This window comes from Gluconobacter sp. NFX36 (genome assembly GCF_049887835.1).
Lineage (GTDB): Bacteria > Pseudomonadota > Alphaproteobacteria > Acetobacterales > Acetobacteraceae > Gluconobacter > Gluconobacter japonicus_A.
The window spans coordinates 164,793-180,666 of sequence record NZ_JAGEKJ010000002.1; the positions used below are offsets into that span (position 1 = coordinate 164,793).

Annotated in this window: 14 protein-coding genes; 10 read left to right on the forward strand and 4 right to left on the reverse strand. The window is 54.2% G+C overall.

Annotation, left to right across the window (positions count from 1 at the left end):
• Nucleotides 1–43: 43 nt before the first annotated feature.
• Complete coding sequence (locus J4P41_RS02590; RefSeq protein WP_426066008.1) at nucleotides 44–1,261, reverse strand: Hint domain-containing protein; 1,218 nt, start codon at nucleotides 1,259–1,261, stop codon at nucleotides 44–46.
• Between the two features lie 134 nt (nucleotides 1,262–1,395).
• On the reverse strand, nucleotides 1,396–3,297 hold the full coding sequence (locus tag J4P41_RS02595; protein WP_426066009.1) for an ABC-F family ATP-binding cassette domain-containing protein: 1,902 nt from the start codon (nucleotides 3,295–3,297) through the stop codon (nucleotides 1,396–1,398).
• Nucleotides 3,298–3,411: 114 nt separating this feature from the next.
• Here J4P41_RS02595 and ndk point away from each other — a divergent pair, with 114 nt between their 5' ends.
• The 4 genes from ndk (at nucleotide 3,412) to J4P41_RS02615 (ending at nucleotide 6,790) form a co-directional block, all read left to right on the forward strand.
• Nucleotides 3,412–3,834, forward strand: coding sequence for a nucleoside-diphosphate kinase (gene ndk / locus J4P41_RS02600; RefSeq protein ID WP_007282334.1), 423 nt, complete (start codon nucleotides 3,412–3,414; stop codon nucleotides 3,832–3,834).
• Between the two features lie 228 nt (nucleotides 3,835–4,062).
• Nucleotides 4,063–4,803: a glycosyltransferase family 2 protein gene (locus J4P41_RS02605; RefSeq protein ID WP_023945320.1), complete on the forward strand. Its 741-nt coding sequence runs from the start codon at nucleotides 4,063–4,065 to the stop codon at nucleotides 4,801–4,803.
• Nucleotides 4,800–5,534 (forward strand): TVP38/TMEM64 family protein, encoded by a 735-nt coding sequence (locus J4P41_RS02610; RefSeq protein WP_426066010.1) that lies wholly within the window; start codon nucleotides 4,800–4,802, stop codon nucleotides 5,532–5,534. Before J4P41_RS02605 ends, J4P41_RS02610 begins: the two co-directional genes overlap by 4 nt.
• Nucleotides 5,531–6,790 (forward strand): hypothetical protein, encoded by a 1,260-nt coding sequence (locus J4P41_RS02615; protein ID WP_426066011.1) that lies wholly within the window; start codon nucleotides 5,531–5,533, stop codon nucleotides 6,788–6,790. The genes J4P41_RS02610 and J4P41_RS02615 overlap by 4 nt, the downstream gene beginning before the upstream one ends.
• A gap of 3 nt (nucleotides 6,791–6,793) precedes the next feature.
• Here J4P41_RS02615 and purN read toward each other — a convergent pair whose 3' ends face one another.
• On the reverse strand, nucleotides 6,794–7,384 hold the full coding sequence (gene purN, locus J4P41_RS02620) for a phosphoribosylglycinamide formyltransferase (RefSeq protein ID WP_426066012.1): 591 nt from the start codon (nucleotides 7,382–7,384) through the stop codon (nucleotides 6,794–6,796).
• Entirely contained in the window at nucleotides 7,381–8,442 is a 1,062-nt protein-coding gene (purM, locus tag J4P41_RS02625; RefSeq protein ID WP_426066013.1) for a phosphoribosylformylglycinamidine cyclo-ligase, read from the reverse strand. Before purM ends, purN begins: the two co-directional genes overlap by 4 nt.
• 100 nt (nucleotides 8,443–8,542) lie before the next feature.
• Between purM and J4P41_RS02630 the strand changes: the two genes are divergently transcribed.
• The 6 genes from J4P41_RS02630 (at nucleotide 8,543) to J4P41_RS02655 (ending at nucleotide 15,810) form a co-directional block, all read left to right on the forward strand.
• Nucleotides 8,543–9,268 carry an HdaA/DnaA family protein gene (locus J4P41_RS02630; RefSeq protein ID WP_426066014.1) on the forward strand — a complete coding sequence of 242 codons (726 nt, stop codon included), beginning with the start codon at nucleotides 8,543–8,545 and terminating at the stop codon, nucleotides 9,266–9,268.
• 148 nt (nucleotides 9,269–9,416) lie between these two features.
• The gene (locus tag J4P41_RS02635; protein ID WP_426066127.1) at nucleotides 9,417–11,645 is read left to right on the forward strand and encodes an RNA degradosome polyphosphate kinase; all 2,229 of its coding nucleotides are present in this window, start codon (nucleotides 9,417–9,419) and stop codon (nucleotides 11,643–11,645) included.
• A 5-nt stretch (nucleotides 11,646–11,650) separates the two neighbouring features.
• Nucleotides 11,651–13,129, forward strand: a complete 1,479-nt coding sequence (locus J4P41_RS02640) for a Ppx/GppA family phosphatase (RefSeq protein WP_023945328.1) — start codon at nucleotides 11,651–11,653, stop codon at nucleotides 13,127–13,129.
• A gap of 8 nt (nucleotides 13,130–13,137) precedes the next feature.
• On the forward strand, nucleotides 13,138–13,905 hold the full coding sequence (locus J4P41_RS02645; RefSeq protein WP_426066015.1) for a CDP-diacylglycerol diphosphatase: 768 nt from the start codon (nucleotides 13,138–13,140) through the stop codon (nucleotides 13,903–13,905).
• 79 nt (nucleotides 13,906–13,984) lie between these two features.
• Nucleotides 13,985–15,127: an MFS transporter gene (locus tag J4P41_RS02650; protein WP_426066016.1), complete on the forward strand. Its 1,143-nt coding sequence runs from the start codon at nucleotides 13,985–13,987 to the stop codon at nucleotides 15,125–15,127.
• The gene (locus tag J4P41_RS02655; RefSeq protein ID WP_426066017.1) at nucleotides 15,124–15,810 is read left to right on the forward strand and encodes an HAD family acid phosphatase; all 687 of its coding nucleotides are present in this window, start codon (nucleotides 15,124–15,126) and stop codon (nucleotides 15,808–15,810) included. Before J4P41_RS02650 ends, J4P41_RS02655 begins: the two co-directional genes overlap by 4 nt.
• The last annotated feature ends 64 nt before the right edge of the window (nucleotides 15,811–15,874 follow it).

Sequence of the window (15,874 nt, forward strand, 5' to 3'; positions counted from 1 at the left end):
TTTAGAGAGGGCGGGTCAATCGGGCCTTGGAAGAAACCAACGGTCAGCCAGCCCAACGGATCTGTGAAGCAGGCTGGGAAAGACTGTAAGGGCCACCGCCAATAATTTCGAGAGCCAGAGTACTCGGACCTTCCGTATTGAGATGTAAGGCGGCATCTCCATCGGTCCAGCCCTGACCCTGTGTCTCGTCTGCCATCCAGCCGGAGGTTGGTTCTGGTGGAACCAGATGATCGGTTACTTTTTGGGTTCTGGACGCATCGAAAAGGAGCACGTCCCGGATCAGGACGCCGAGAGTGCGCCGATCATCAATGTAAGGACCCTTCACGTCACAAGGGCGATTTGCGCGGGAAACAAGCCGCAGACTTCTGACAGGGGTTGGCAAAGTAAAGATGACGTATCCACCACTCTGACGGCTCGGATAGAGGCGTGTGCCGTCAGGAAGGATCAGATGCAGGGCGGGGTCTGTTGTTGTGAAGGCTTCAAACCCTTCAATACCTGCTCTGGTAGCGATGGCTTTCCAAGCCGCTTCGGTTTGGGACCGAGATGTCAGGAGTGGGGCAGCCGCATCTTTGTCCCAATTTTTCTGAATGGAACGCAGTGTTGCAATCTGACCTGTTTGCCGAAAAGCACGTCTGTCACCAGTGTCAAAATAACTTTCAGTAAAAATTCCATTTGCAGATATAATTGTATGCGTCTCGGTTTCAATGTGAAAATATTCGTAGGAGTGAATATTCCGATCCCACATGATGGATACACCATTGACCAGCATTCTTGCTGGAATGAGACCACCATTCATAAAAATACAATGTTCTGCTGTTACAAGGAGATCTGTGTGCGGCAGATGATCAGCGATTGCACCGGCCCGGATACGGATGGGCCAGCCTGCCAGATCATCTGGAAGATTTGGCCGAACACAACAGTGGCTTTTTCCAACCCAGACCAGTTTCTCACTTCGCCCCCCGGCTGTCAGAATTTCGTCGTTAATAACCAGGGTTTCTATGGGTTTTTCACCCTGTGGAGTGGCAATCAGACTGCCAGGCAGAAAGCAGGCTTCGGTAAAGTCCTCAATTTTTTGCTTTCTGGAAGCGGGCTTGTGGCCCGTATGCTTTTCATGATGCGACTGTGAGTGAGCAGGATTGTGGTGAGGGTGACCTGCAGTAGATTTTCCATGATGGCTGTTGAAGGTTGGATGCGAAAAGAACGACCTGGAGGAAGGTTTGGCGTGTGCCTCATGAGGTGCATGGGAAATTTTCTGAGGCACGCAGGCGTCCTGTCTGTCCTTGCAGGCGACTTTGAAAAAGCTAGTCGCTTGATGTTTGAAATCCAGACAGGACCCTATCAATCAAAAGTAAATAAACTCTTTATTGTCTTGGCGCGGGCGTTAGGATTTTGATTTTAGGCAGATGCTTCCTCCAGTTCTGCCTGGGCCTCAAGCCATAACTCTTCTGTTTGTTCCTGTGTTGTGTTGAGTGCGGACAAATGTGCATTCAGCGATGCAATTTCTCCTGGATTTCCTGACTGATACAATGCCGGATCAGCAAGCTTGGCCTCTATTTTTTCTTTTTCTTTTGTGATCTGGGCAAGTTTCGCTTCTGCATCACGGATTTTCCGTCGGAGAGGAGCCAAAGCGCGCGTCAGTTCCTTACGATCAACCCTTTTCTGGGGCGCGTCCTGAGAAGGCGAACGCGCCGTGCCTTTCGCGCGTTCCGCATTGTCTGCACGGGCTTTGCGGGCCCGCTCGATCAGCCATTCCTTGTATTCAGCCATATCCCCTTCGAAGGGGCTGATCGTTCCGTCCTCAACCAGCCAGAACCGGTCTGCGACAGATTCAACCAGATGGCTGTCATGGCTGATCAGAATTACGGCGCCTTCAAATTCTGATAGCGCACGGATCAGGGCATCTCGGGCGTCCAGATCCAGATGGTTGGTCGGCTCATCAAGGATAAGAAGGTGAGGGGCTTCCCGTGTGGAGAGCGCAAGAAGAAGTCGTGCTTTTTCACCGCCCGAGAGTTCGGATACCCGTGTTTCTGCGCGGTTTACATCCAGTCCAAATCGCGCCAACTGGGATCGCACCGCCACGGGTGTCGCATCTGGCATGGCGCGTGCCATGTGGTCGATCGGTGTTTCGGAGAGGACGAGTTCATCGGCCTGATGCTGGGCGAAATATCCGATCCGGAGTTTTGAGGAGTGGTTGTAAGAGCCACTCATGGGTTCAAGGCGACTCGCGAGGAGCTTGGCAAACGTGGACTTCCCGCGCCCGTTCTGACCCAGAAGCGCGATTCTGTCTTCCATATCCAGCCGCTGGTTCAGTCCTTTGAGAACCACGCGTCCATCATAACCAATGCTGACGTTGTTGAGGGTAATCATTGGCGGCGGAAGAGGCTGTGGCTCGGGGAAGGAAAAGCGTGTTGGCGTGTCTTCCACAACACTGTCGATCTGGGGGAGGCGTTCCAGTGCTTTCAATCGGGCCTGAGCCTGTTTGGCTTTGGTGGCTTTGGCACGAAACCGATCCACGAAAGATTGCATATGGGCGCGCTGGGTCGCGATGCGTTCTGCCATGCGATTTTGCTGGAGAGCCTGTTCCGTACGAATACGCACAAAATTGTCGTATCCTCCGGGTGTCAGACTGAGTTTCTGATGATCGAGATGGGCAATCGCATCGACGGTATTGTCGAGCAGTGAGCGGTCATGGCTGACGATGATGGCCGCACCAGGAAATTTGGCCAGCCAGGATTCAAGCCAAAGGGTGGCTTCGATATCCAGATGGTTGGTCGGTTCATCCAGCAGCAACAGGTCAGGACTCAGGAACAGTGCTGTGGCAAGGGAAACGCGCATCCTCCAGCCGCCAGAGAAGTCCGAAACCGAACGGAGTTGTGCTTCCTGATCAAATCCGAGGCCAGACAGAATAGCGCCGGCGCGAGCTGGGGCGGTGTAAGCATCAATTGCAATCAGGCGCTCATGAATGTCTGCAATCCGCTCCGGATCTGTGGCAGTTTCTGCTTCAGCCAGAAGTTTTGCGCGTTGGATATCGCCTTCCAGAACTGTATCGATCAGGGATGTCTCGCCCGAAGGCGTTTCCTGCTTCACGCGTCCCATTGTTGCGCGGTTGGCCAGCGTGATCGTACCGCCATCAGGGGCAATGTCGCCCGCGATGGCCCCAAGAAGCGTTGATTTTCCAGCCCCGTTCTTTCCAATGAGGCCGATTTTCCGACCGGGATCGACAGTCAGCGATGCACCGTCCAGCAGAGTGCGGCCAGCGATACGGAGTGTCAGGTCAGTGATGGTGAGCAGGCTCACGGGCGCCTCGATCAGTCGGGAAGAGTTAAAAAACCGCGACAGACCTATCAGGAACGACGAATTTGCTCTAGTGGAACGGCGGGATTTACCCCTTTGTCCAACAGGAGAAGAAAGATGGCTCTCGAGCGCACGCTTTCCATCATCAAGCCCGACGCTACGAAGCGTAACCTGACCGGCAAGATCAATGCCGTGTTCGAAGAAGCCGGTCTGCGCATCGTCGCCCAGAAGCGCATCCAACTGACCGAGAAGCAGGCTGGTGCTTTCTACGCTGTTCACAAGGAACGCCCGTTCTACGGCAGCCTCGTGTCCTCCATGATTGCCGAGCCGGTTGTCGTGCAGGTTCTGCAGGCTGAGAACGCTGTTGCCAAGCACCGTGAAGTCATGGGTGCAACGAACCCGGCTGACGCTGCTGAAGGCACTGTTCGCAAGCTGTACGCAGAAAGCATTGAAGCCAACTCTGTACATGGCTCTGACAGCCTCGAGAATGCAAAGAACGAAATCGCATTCTTCTTTGCAGAGACGGAAATTCTTCCGTAACTCTTTTAAATACAGTTGGGTTTCAAGGAAAAGCGTAGCATAAGCTACGCTTTTTTTATTTTTGATACATTTGTAGTGTATTTGTGTGTTGCTTCCTGCCATGGTCGAGATGGTAAGAAAGAGAAACTCGTGATATTATATAATTTGAAATTAATTTTTCCAGCGTAGGTTTCGGGCTTTATGCTGACGAAGTGTCATCAGACGATAGAATAGGTAGCGGATCTTGTTATGATCGATGGAAAGAAGATTGCGGTCGTTTTGCCTGCATATAATGCAGCCAAAACCCTGGAGCAGACTTATGCTGAAATCCCTCAGGACATTGTTGATGATGTTATTCTAACGGATGATGCTAGTCGTGATAACACAGCAGATATCGCGCGAAAGCTTGGGATACATGTCGTTCTTCATGAACGTAATCGGGGCTACGGCGGCAATCAGAAGACCTGTTATCATACAGCGCTAGAGCGAGGGGCTGATGTGGTCATTATGCTCCATCCTGACTATCAGTATTCGCCCAAATTATTGCGTGCAATGTGTAGTATGCTGACATCTGGCCATTATGACGTAGTTATCGCGTCTAGAATTTTAGGTAAAGGCGCTCTAAAGGGCGGAATGCCGCTTTATAAATATATTGCAAATCGGTTTCTGACATTCGCTCAGAATTTACTTCTAAACGCTAAACTGTCTGAATATCATACCGGGTATCGCGGCTGGACTAAATCTGTTCTGGAAAATCTTCCGCTCGATAAATGTTCGGATGATTTTGTTTTCGATAATCAGATGCTAGCTCAGGCTATTGGTCGTGGATACAAAATCGGTGAAATTTCCTGTCCGACGCGTTATTTCCCTGAAGCGTCTTCAATTAATCTCAAGCGAAGCATTGTTTATGGGCTTGGCTGCCTAAAGACCTCTTTGCAGTACCGTCTGCATCGTCTGGGTATCAAGCGTTCAAGCCTGTTCGGAAAATGAGCTCACTTTCTGAACGAAAACGTTCTCATCTGATGCGAGCTATAGTAGTTGGTGTTGTATTGGTTCTGTTGATTGCTTCGGGAATTATTTTCCGGGGCAATACAGAAATTCTTCAGCGTATGGTTCATGCCATACAGCATATACATGAGGTTTCTCCTGTTTATAGCTGGGTTGTATTTGGTTTGCTGCAAGTAGTGGTAGCGCTTTGTGGAGTTTTACCCGCATCAATAGGTGCTATAGTATCAGGAATGGTATTTGGGATCAGAGACGGTTTCATTCTCTCTGGTGCGGCTACCCTTATCGGAGCATTGGGAGCTTTTTATCTGAGCCGCGCTGTTTTTCGAGAGCAGATACAAGGTCTTCTAGCCCGCAGACGGTTTTTGTTGATGCTGGATCAGATGGCGCTGGACCAAGGGTGGAAAATTGTCTGTCTTCTCAGGTTGTCACCGGTTCTGCCGTTTGCAATCACCAGTTACGCACTTGGTCTTACGACAATTGCTGCCCGTGATTACCTCGTCGGTACGCTGGCATCCCTTCCGGCTTTACTTGGGTATGTGGTAATGGGGCATCTCGCAGAAAACGAAGTCTCTAATGCTACGCATGGAAGTATGAGCTGGATTCACCTCACTATGACAACGCTGGCTGTTCTGGCCACGGTGCTATTAGTCTGGCAGTTTGGTCGATTTGGCGCGCGTTATTTTCAGGATAAAAATAAAAGTGGTGCAAAATGAATTATTTTTTTAGTCACTATGAATATGGCAAAAAGAAATGGTTTTTTATTTCCATGGTTCTTTTTGTGTATGCAGTATTAATATGCACCCGTGCTCCTCAAATAATCATAACTGGTAGATTTTGGGCAGAGGAAGGAAAAATATTCTTCTATAATGCCATGGTCATGCCCCCATTAAAAGCTTTGTTTAATTCGTATGGGGGCTATCTTAATTTAGTGGCGAATGCTGCAACCCTTTTAGCATATAAAACGACATCTATCGCTTATGCTCCATACGTTACGATTACGATTGGGCTTATTTTTCAACTTTTACCTCCATTCCTGCTTTTGACAGCCAAGGATGAATGGTTGCGGCCACCTCTGGTGCGTATGAGTGCTGTGGCCCTGCTTTTATTTATTCCGTCCTCTTCAGAAGTGTGGTTGCAGGTTTTGCATTGTCAGTTTGAACTGGCTCTTTCCAGCGCCCTGATTCTGTCTATGGATACAACTTCTGGAGTGATGGGCGGGTTAAGGCTATTTGTTCTGTTTCTTGCTCCGTTGTCAGGGCCGGGTTCAATTGTTTTTGTTGCTCCTTTTTGTCTTCGTCTTCTAACAGATCGCAATCGGGCGCGGCTTTTCCAGTTTATAGCAATAACTTCTGGTGCGGCGCTTCAACTGGCTTTTTTCTACCATACGGATGGTGGTCGCGGCGGAGAACATTGGTTTCAACCTGCTCTGGCTGCCGTATTTTGTCGCGAGCCATTGCTGGTCTTTGGGGGGTTAACTGCCGAGACGGCAAAAATTATTCTTCATGTACAGCAGTCATTTTCTAAAAACTCATTTGGTCTGATCTGGCCACAGCTCGCAACTATCTTTTTCTTTGGATGCCTACTCTGCATATCACTCCTATTCAAAAAGAGTAGGGTATGCTTTTGGCTTCTGCTGGCCAACGCGACTTTTACTGGGGCTGCCCTATTCGGATCTATCGGCGGCGCTGTTTCCCAGATCGATATGTATGGGGGCGAAAGATATGTTTTTGTAGGCCAATCTCTTCTGGCTCTTACTGTGCTTGCAATGTTTGTTACCTCGAGCGCGGTGATACGCCGTTTTACACCTCTTGTGGTTCTGTGGATGTTGGCAGTGGGTATGCATTCATACTGGCATCCGATGTTCAACAGAACAGGAGATGCATGGCGGCCTGAAGTGCATAAATGGGAAGCCAACCATAGTTATCCCATGAAGACATGGCCTGGTAACTGGGTTGTCAATTTGCCTTAATGATTAACCATAAGGCCGGTGAGTAATCATATGGGCCAGCGTTTCTGGATAAAGCTCATGCTCACGTTCCAGAACGCGGGCTGCTAAAGTGTCGGGAGTGTCCCCGGGAAAAACAGAAACTCGGGCCTGTCCAAGAATAGGCCCTTCATCGACGCCAGATGTTACAAGATGAACGGTGCATCCATGTTCCTTGGCTCCTGCGGTCAAGGCAGCTTCATGGGTATGTAGGCCAGGAAAGGCGGGGAGGAGGCTTGGATGAATGTTCAGCATCCGACCCTCCCACGCATTCACCAAAAATGGCGTCAGAACACGCATATACCCTGCGAGACACACAATCTCGGCACCTGAGGCATGGATGGCGGCATCAACCTTCCGTTCATGAGCCTCCCGATCTTTGCCGAATAACTTATGGTCAATCGCAATCGTCTGAAGGCCCGCTGCTCGCGCGACTTCAAGGCCCGCCGCATCTGGCCGGTTGCTGAGAACCAGCACGATGCGGGCGGGATAATCGGGCCTTTCGCAAGCTTCGATCAGGGCACGCATGTTGCTGCCACGGCCGCTGATCAGAATGGCAATCGGCGTTTTCTGCATCATGAAAAGGAAACCGGCGCTGTCAGCGCATAGTTTTCATCCGACCGAACAACTTCGCCAATCAGGAAGGCACTCTCTCCACGGGATTCCAGTTCTGTCAGAACCCGTTCTGGCTCGGGCGTGACAAGAACCATGCCAATGCCACAGTTGAAGACGCGTAGCATTTCATCGGCCGCGACGTTGCCTACCTTGGCCATCCAGCGGAACACGGATGGGACAGTCCAGGACGCGCCATCAATGCGAACACCCAGCCCTTCTGGCAGGACGCGCGGCAGGTTCCCCGGGAGGCCGCCACCCGTAATATGGGCGCAGCCATGCAGCAGACCCTTGGCGTGAAGATCCAGAACAGTACGAACATAGAGGCGTGTCGGTGTTAGCAGGCCTTCTGCGAGTGTATGTCCTTCTGCAAAAGGTGCTGGGGCATTCCAGCCCAGGCCAGAACGTCGAACGATTTCCCGAACCAGTGAGAAGCCGTTGGAATGAACACCGGAAGAAGGGAGGCCAATCAGTGCATCACCTTCGCGGATACCTGCGGGAAGGAGGCTATCGCGTTCTGCGGCTCCCACACTGAAGCCCGCCAGATCGTAATGTCCTGGAGCGTACATGCCTGGCATTTCTGCGGTTTCACCGCCGACCAGAGCACAGCCGGACTCTGCACATCCGTGTGCGATACCTTTCACGACGGTAGCAGCGTCTTCAACGGACAGTTTGCCGGTCGCGAGATAATCGAGAAAGAAGAGGGGCGTTGCACCCTGCACGACCAAATCGTTTACGCACATCGCGACAAGATCCACACCGACCTCATCATGCTTCCCGGCCTCGATCGCCACCATCAGTTTGGTGCCGACCCCATCTGTACAACTGACAAGAACCGGGTCCGTGAAACCAGCAGCTTTCAGATCAAATAAGGCCCCGAAACCACCGAGACCACCCATCGTTCCAGGACGGTTCGTTGCCTTGGCGGCTGGCTTGATGGCATCGACCAAAGCGTCGCCTGCGGCAATGTCCACGCCAGCCTGTGCATAGCTGGCGCCCTGAGGGGTATCGGGCTGATCGGTCATCGTGAAAGCTTCCCGCTGGTTGACGTGACGCCGTTCTAGAGCATCCTGCGCACGGGCGGAACGCTATTTGAGAGCGGAACGACATGGAAAAAGGGTTTTCATGACAAAACAGGACGGACAGACCGGGCCTTTGGGAGGGGATGGAGGTCTTCAGATGGCCTTTCCTCTGCGCAGACCTATGGCGTTCACAGCTGATCGTTTCATTACGAGTCCGTCCAATGCCGCTGCAAGAGCGTGGCTGTCTCGCAAAGCCTGGCCGGATGGGCGGTTATGGCTATGGGGGCCTGCCGGGACGGGGAAGACGCATCTTCTGTCCGTCTGGGCTCAGGAATATGACGCTACCGTTCTGGATGCGCGTCTGTTTTCGCATTCTTCTTCTGGTGGACGTATCCGTGTGCAGGGCAATCTTGCGATTGATAATGCCGATTCGCCGGGGGACGAGGCTACGCTGCTTCATCTTCTCAACGATGCCTTTGCGCAGGGAGATCGCGTTCTGATGGTAGGACGCTTACCCCCGTCACGCAGCCATTTCGCTCTTGCGGATCTGGCCAGTCGTCTCCGTGCCACTGCGACGACGGCGACTGGTGAGCCGGAGGATGACCTGCGAGCCACACTGCTGCTCTCGCTTCTGGCGCATCGGCAGCTTGTGGTGTCGCAATCTGTGACGGATTGGCTGTGGCGACATCTTCCGCGCACGGGAAGTGCTCTTGTCTCTGCTGTTGAACGTCTTGATGACGCGGCGCTGGCGCGGGGGACGGCTATCACACGGGCACTGGCGCGGGAAATGCTTCCCGATCTTCTGATGTCAGAGCATTCTGACGAGTGACACAAAACCGACGTTTGACACGCTTCTTCCGAGTCCCGATCCTGATGGGGATTTTGGTTCAAGCTTCCCGGAAGAGACCATCGTGACGACTGAAGACAAGAAACCAGCTCCTCGCCGCCGCACATCCCGCCAGCCGCGTGAGGGCAGCATGACTGCGGCCGTAAGTCGCGCCAGGCGGAGGCGGATGGTCGTCCCGACAGCCAAGGACTATGCGGATATGCCAACGTCTCCTGAGCGGTTTATCAATCGTGAACTGTCCTGGCTCGATTTCAACCAGCGTGTCATTGAAGAAGCGGAAAGCCCGCGAAATCCGTTGCTGGAACGGGTTCGCTTCCTGTCCATCAGTGCCAGTAACCTTGATGAATTCTATTCCGTCCGCGTAGCAGGTCTGGTCGGGCAGGTTCGGGAAGGGATGGTCGTGCGCAGCCCCGATGGGGCTACACCCGCGCAACAACTTACCGCGGTGCGGCAAAAAGCGCGCTTTCTTCTGGAAGAGCAGCAGCGGGTCTGGCGCCAGCTTGAAGCTGAACTGAAGGATGCAGGCATCTCGATCCTTCCTACGGAAGGTCTTGATGATGCCGACCTCGCGCAGCTTGCCACGATGTTTCAGGAGCGCGTCTTCCCCGTTTTGACGCCGTTGGCTGTTGATCCGTCCCACCCGTTGCCGTTCATTCCCAACATGGGTCTGGCACTGGTCATGCGGCTGAAGGACCCGACGACGGCAAAGCATGTCATGGATGGCCTGATCCTGTTGCCGGCACAGGTTCCGCGTTTCCTGCGCCTGCCGTCCAAAGTCGGATCAGAAGGAGATGCGTCTGGCGACATCCGTTTTGTGTTGCTGGAAGATCTGGTTCAGCTTTTTGCGGATCGCCTATTCCCAGGTCTCTCCATCGGGGCCGCGGGTGTTCTAAGAATCATCCGCGATACGGATGTGGAATTTGAAGACGAAGCGGAAGATCTGGTTCGTTCCTACGAGACGGCGTTGAAGCAGCGTCGTCGTGGCGTGGGAATTCATCTTGCGCTCGACCAGAAGCTGCCAGAAACGCTTGGTCGCGAGATGGGTGAAGAACTGGGCGTCGGCGATGAAGACGTCGTTGTTCTTCCCAGCTTCGTAGGCGTTGTCGATCTCAAGCAACTGATTGTCGATGATCGTCCGGATCTGGTGTTCCCGCCTTACACACCACGGTTCCCGGAACGCATTCTGGATTATGACGGGGACTGCTTCGCAGCGATCCGTGCCAAGGACATCGTGGTCCATCATCCGTTTGAGAGTTTCGACGTCGTGGTGCAGTTCCTGCGTCAGGCTGCGTTGGACCCGAATGTTCTGGCCATCAAGCAGACCCTGTATCGCACCTCCCGCGACAGCCCCATCGTTCAGGCCCTGATTGAGGCGGCTGAAGCCGGTAAGTCTGTTACGGCCATGGTCGAACTGCGCGCACGGTTTGACGAAGAAGCCAATATTCGTCTGTCCCGCGCTCTGGAAGCGGCAGGCGTGCAAGTCGTGTTCGGTTTCGCGCATTTGAAAACGCATGCGAAACTCAGCCTTGTGGTCCGCCGCGAAGGCGGAACGCTGAGGTCCTATGCTCACTTCGGAACGGGCAACTACCATCCGATCACGGCGCGGATTTACACGGATCTGTCCTTCTTCACCTGTGATCCAAAGCTGGCGTCCGACTCAGCCAAGCTGTTCAATTATATGACCGGTTACGCCACACCGGAGAAAATGGATGCCCTCGCATTCTCTCCGATCACGATCCGGCCGACGATTGAGCAACTGATCCGGGATGAAATCGCGCATGCCAAGGCGGGTCGTCCGGCTCGCATCTGGCTGAAGATGAACAGCCTCGTCGATGCGGAACTCATTGATCTGCTTTACGAGGCTTCTCAGGCTGGCGTGAAGATCGTCGGGATCATCCGTGGGATCTGCTGTCTCCGTCCGGGTGTTCCGGGGCTTTCGGAAAACATCGACATCAAATCCATCGTCGGGCGTTTTCTGGAACATGCCCGCGTGTTTGCCTTCGGAAATGGCCATCGCATGCCGTCTCATAAGGCAAAAGTTTTCATTTCTTCGGCGGACTGGATGGTGCGGAACATGGATTGGAGGGTAGAAGCAATGGTGCCCATTACCAATCCAACCGTTCATGCCCAGATTCTCGGCCAGATCATGACGATGAACATCAAGGACACCCTCCAAAGCTGGACGCTGTTGAAAGACGGCCGCTGGCATCGGGTGTCTCCGGGTGCGCATCCATTCTCTGCCCATGAATACTTCATGAACAATCCATCCCTGTCCGGCCGGGGTTCGGCCGCGCGGGAGAAAGCTCTTCCGGAGGCCCATCGTCCACGCGAGCGGCCTGACCGGATTCTGGAAGACTGAACCACATGTCATTATCTGCACAGCGTTCCGCTATCGTTGATCTCGGGTCCAATTCAGTCAGGCTCGTGGTTTTTGAAGGCGTTGCGCGCAACCCGCTCCCTATCTTCAATGAGAAAGTTACGCTCAAGCTGGGGCGCGGTCTGGATGCAACGGGACGCCTGAATGACGAAGGCGTTACGCTGGCGATGGACGTGCTGGGACGTTTTCATACGGTAGCCCGTGCCATGGGAGCAGAGCCTTTTGAGGTTCTGGCCACCGCGGCGGTGCGGGATGCGTCCAATGGTCCGGATTTCGTGTCGGCCATCCGTGCACGGATGCCGGGTGTGCCCATTCGTGTTCTGGAAGGGACTGAAGAGGCGGATTATGCCGCCCGGGGCGTATTGTGCGGACTGCCCGAAGCGAACGGTCTCGTAGCGGATATTGGTGGTGGTTCGCTCGAACTGATCCATGTCGCCGATGGTCAGTATTACGAAGCCCTGACGACTAAATTAGGTGTGATCCGTCTTCAGGATCGGGCCAAAGGTAGCATTGAAAGCGCAGCGGAGATTGCATCTGAATTGCTTCGGGAGGTTAACTGGCTCCCGGGTATGACGGGTCGTCCGCTGTATCTGGTGGGTGGGGCTTTCCGTGCCCTGGCTCGGTTGCAGATTGCCCGTACGCAGTATCCGCTCAATCTGGTTCATCTTTTCACGCTGTCCGAAGGGGAAGCGCGGGAGATGTCGGATTGGGTGATCGGTGCTTCCAAGCGTACTCTTGAAAAACTTCCGAATGCGCCTCGTAAACGTCTTGGAGATGCGCCTTTCGCCGCCGTTGTTCTGAAATGCCTGATGGAGCGCGTGCGTCCGTCCAAGGTTGTGTTCAGTGTCGATGGCCTGCGGGAAGGCTGGTACATGAAGCATGTGGCCTCGTCCGTCGCTGGCGATGACCCGATGACGGCTTTGGCTGAGGAAATGGCCGGGCGTCTTGCGCGCAGCGTTACACTGTCCAATGCCTTGACTGGATGGACAGCACCGCTGTTCCGCGACGAAACACCATGGCAGCGCCGTCTGCGCCAGCTTGCGTGTACGTTGTCGGATATCGGGTCTTACGATCATCCTGAGTATCGTGCCGAACAGACTTATCAGCGCGTGATGCATTGCCATGGGGTTGGATTTGAACATGCAGCCCGCGCCTTTATCGGACTGACTCTTGCGGTTCGTTATGAAGTGGCGATGGATGCGTCCCTGATCGAACCTTCCCGCCAGCTTCTGTCCCGTTCGGAAATTGACCGAGCGGTGAGGCTGGGTCTGGCTCTCCGTCTGGCCTATACACTCTGCGCCGGGACGACTGTGCTGCTGGAGGAATGTCGCCTGCTGGTGGAAGACCAGCAGCTTGTCCTGATTTTGGGGGCACGCAGCGTGCGCGCTGCGGGCAGTGCAGTCCGCCGACGTTTTGAAAGACTGGCAGCAGTCATGCAGTTAGAGTGTCAGGTAAGGGAAGAATGAGTTTGAGGATGAAGTTTGGCGCTGGGGCCGCTCTGGGCCTGATGGCAGCCGTTACGATCAGCGGCGGGCTGGTGGCGTGTGGAAAGGTGCCGGGGCATGACCGTAACAAGCTCTGGGAACTGGTAGGCAGTCGATGCGCCAAGGATGCAGAGCATCACCCGTGCGCAGTTTATGACCCTCAGGACGGTTATGCTTTGCTCAAGGATCTGTACGGGCACGGTCAGTATCTTCTGATCCCGACAAAGAAGGTTCCTGGGATTGAGGACGCATCGCTGCTTCAGCCGGAAACACCAAACTACTTCGCAGAAGCCTGGGCCGAACGGCAGCGTGTTCCGGCAGGATATGGTTTTCCAGTCCCGGATGAGCATTTGTCTCTCGCCATCAACTCCCGTGATGGCCGGACGCAGGACCAGCTCCACATTCATATTGATTGCCTGACGCCTTACGTTCGCGCTGAAATCGACAAGAACATGATCGGTGAAGCTTGGACGCCTGTTTCGCTCTATGGCCATCCGTATCGGGCGCGGTTGGTACAGACACTGGATCCTTCGCCTTTCCGTCTTGTGGGCGATGCAGGGGATATGGCCGATCACACGATTGTGGTGACGCCGGGCCATCACGGTGGTTTCGTTATTCTGGATGACGTCGCTCACGCTCTGGATCTGGCTTCAGGTGAGGAAGTTCAAGACCATAAGTGCAAAATCGATGACCCGAAGCACAAGTCCATGCATATGGATGGCATGGAACCCGGCATGCACATGAACGGGATGATGTAACACTTCATCTTGTTCTGATGCTCCGGGACTGGCATGGTTCGATCATCCTCGAACCACCTGTTATTTCCGGAGATTGCCCGTGAACTGGCCTTTGCTGGCTCTGGCCGTGGGCGCATTCGCCATCGGTACAACCGAGTTTACCCCGATGGGCCTTCTGCCTGTTATCGCGCAGGGCCTTCAGGTTACCGTACCGAAGGCGGGTGGCCTTGTGACGGCCTATGCCGTAGGCGTCATGGTTGGCGCCCCTTTCATTACGCTTCTTCTGGCAAGACTGCGCCGTAAATCTGCCCTGACATTGCTCATGGGGATTTATGTGGCCGGCAATCTGCTCTCTGCGGTGGCTGGAAGCTACGAACTCCTTTTTGCTTCCCGCGTACTCACCAGTCTGGCCCATGGGGCCTTCTTCGGCCTCGGAGCTGTTGAAGCGTCCGCCATTGTCGCGCCGGAGCGTCGGGCCAGTGCTGTGGCTACCATGTTCATGGGTCTGACGATTGCCAATATCATTGGCGTCCCGGCGGCGACCTGGCTTGGCATGAATTTCGGATGGCACATGGCTTTTGGGGTGACCGCTATTCTCGGGCTTCTAACAATGGTTGCCGTACAGTGGGCGCTTCCAGCGCGTGAGGCAGGGCCCGTTCCAGACGTTGCCAGTGAACTCAAGGCTCTTCTGCGTATCAATGTGCTGTTGGCTCTGACAACAACGGCGATCGGGGCAGGGGCCATGTTTGTGCTCTACACCTATATCGCGCCAATTCTTCAGCACATCACGCATGCCAGCCCGCTGGTGATTACGATTGCTCTGATGCTGACAGGTGTTGGCTTCTCAATTGGTAATGCGATTGGCGGTCGAAGTGCAGATCGCTCGCTGGATGGAAGCCTTCTGATGTTCTTCCCCATTCTGGGGGCCGTCATGCTGCTCTTTCCCTGGGCTGCTCAGACGGTGCCGGGCGCGCTGATTGCCACGCTTGTCTGGGGTGCGGCGACGTTCGCATTAATGCCCGCTCTTCAGATGCGTGTCATGCAGGCTGCTCATGATGCACCTGCTCTGGCCTCTTCGGTGAATATCGGTGCGTTCAATCTTGGAAACGCGATTGGTGCCGCTTTTGGCGGAATCGCGCTCTCCATGGGCTTGGGTTATGCGGGTGTTTCCGTTATCGGAACAGCTCTGGCTCTCGTCGGGGTCGGTCTTGTTCTCTTTTCGCGAAAGGTGGCTCCGCCATGACCCGTTCCTTTCTGCTCGCCACCGGGCTTCTTCTCAGTGCGGCTCTGACGCCACTTGCCGCTTATGCCGAGCAGCCTGCCAATGTCGGTGATGTCATTATGTCGGCCAGCGCCTATCATGACAGCGGCGACTACCAGCATGATTTTGATACGGTGATTGCTCAAGCCCGTCATTGGGTCTTCGAGCGCGCGCCCAAGGTGCACAAGCCTGCGATCGTTCTCGATATTGACGAAACGACCCTGTCCAACTGGGATGAAATCCGGGCGGATAATTTCGGCTATATCGCCAATGGCCCCTGCGATGCGCTGCCCAAAGGGCCATGTGGCGCCATTGCCTGGGAAAAGAGCGGCCGTGCGCCAGCTTTTGCCTCGACGCTGGCTTTGATTAATGAAGCCGAGAAGAACCATGTTGCGGTTTTCTTCATCACGGGCCGTCATGAAGACGAACGTGAGGCGACTGCACGCAATCTTCATCTTGCCGGAATCAAGCACTGGGACGGACTAGATCTGCGTCCCATGACCTCACATGGCTATGCTGCGCATTACAAGGCACCAGCCCGCGCGGCGATTGAAGCCAAGGGCTACACCATTATTGCCAGCATCGGAGATCAGCCTTCCGATCTTGCTGATGGCCATGCCGAGAAGGGGTTTCTGTTGCCGAACCCGTTCTATCGCGTGCCGTAAGACGGTCCTGTTTCTGATATGAAAAAGGCGCTCAGGTGAATGACCTGAGCGCCTTTTTTGTGGC

Bases quoted from the DNA above. Each gene is read 5' to 3' on its own strand.
- ndk (WP_007282334.1), top strand. From the start codon at position 3,412: ATGGCTCTCGAGCGCACGCTTTCCATCATCAAGCCCGACGCTACGAAG.
- J4P41_RS02605 (WP_023945320.1), top strand. From the start codon at position 4,063: ATGATCGATGGAAAGAAGATTGCGGTCGTTTTGCCTGCATATAATGCA.
- J4P41_RS02610 (WP_426066010.1), top strand. From the start codon at position 4,800: ATGAGCTCACTTTCTGAACGAAAACGTTCTCATCTGATGCGAGCTATA.
- J4P41_RS02615 (WP_426066011.1), top strand. From the start codon at position 5,531: ATGAATTATTTTTTTAGTCACTATGAATATGGCAAAAAGAAATGGTTT.
- purN (WP_426066012.1), bottom strand. From the start codon at position 7,384: ATGATGCAGAAAACGCCGATTGCCATTCTGATCAGCGGCCGTGGCAGC.
- purM (WP_426066013.1), bottom strand. From the start codon at position 8,442: ATGACCGATCAGCCCGATACCCCTCAGGGCGCCAGCTATGCACAGGCT.
- J4P41_RS02630 (WP_426066014.1), top strand. From the start codon at position 8,543: ATGACAAAACAGGACGGACAGACCGGGCCTTTGGGAGGGGATGGAGGT.
- J4P41_RS02635 (WP_426066127.1), top strand. From the start codon at position 9,417: ATGACTGCGGCCGTAAGTCGCGCCAGGCGGAGGCGGATGGTCGTCCCG.
- J4P41_RS02640 (WP_023945328.1), top strand. From the start codon at position 11,651: ATGTCATTATCTGCACAGCGTTCCGCTATCGTTGATCTCGGGTCCAAT.
- J4P41_RS02645 (WP_426066015.1), top strand. From the start codon at position 13,138: ATGAAGTTTGGCGCTGGGGCCGCTCTGGGCCTGATGGCAGCCGTTACG.
- J4P41_RS02655 (WP_426066017.1), top strand. From the start codon at position 15,124: ATGACCCGTTCCTTTCTGCTCGCCACCGGGCTTCTTCTCAGTGCGGCT.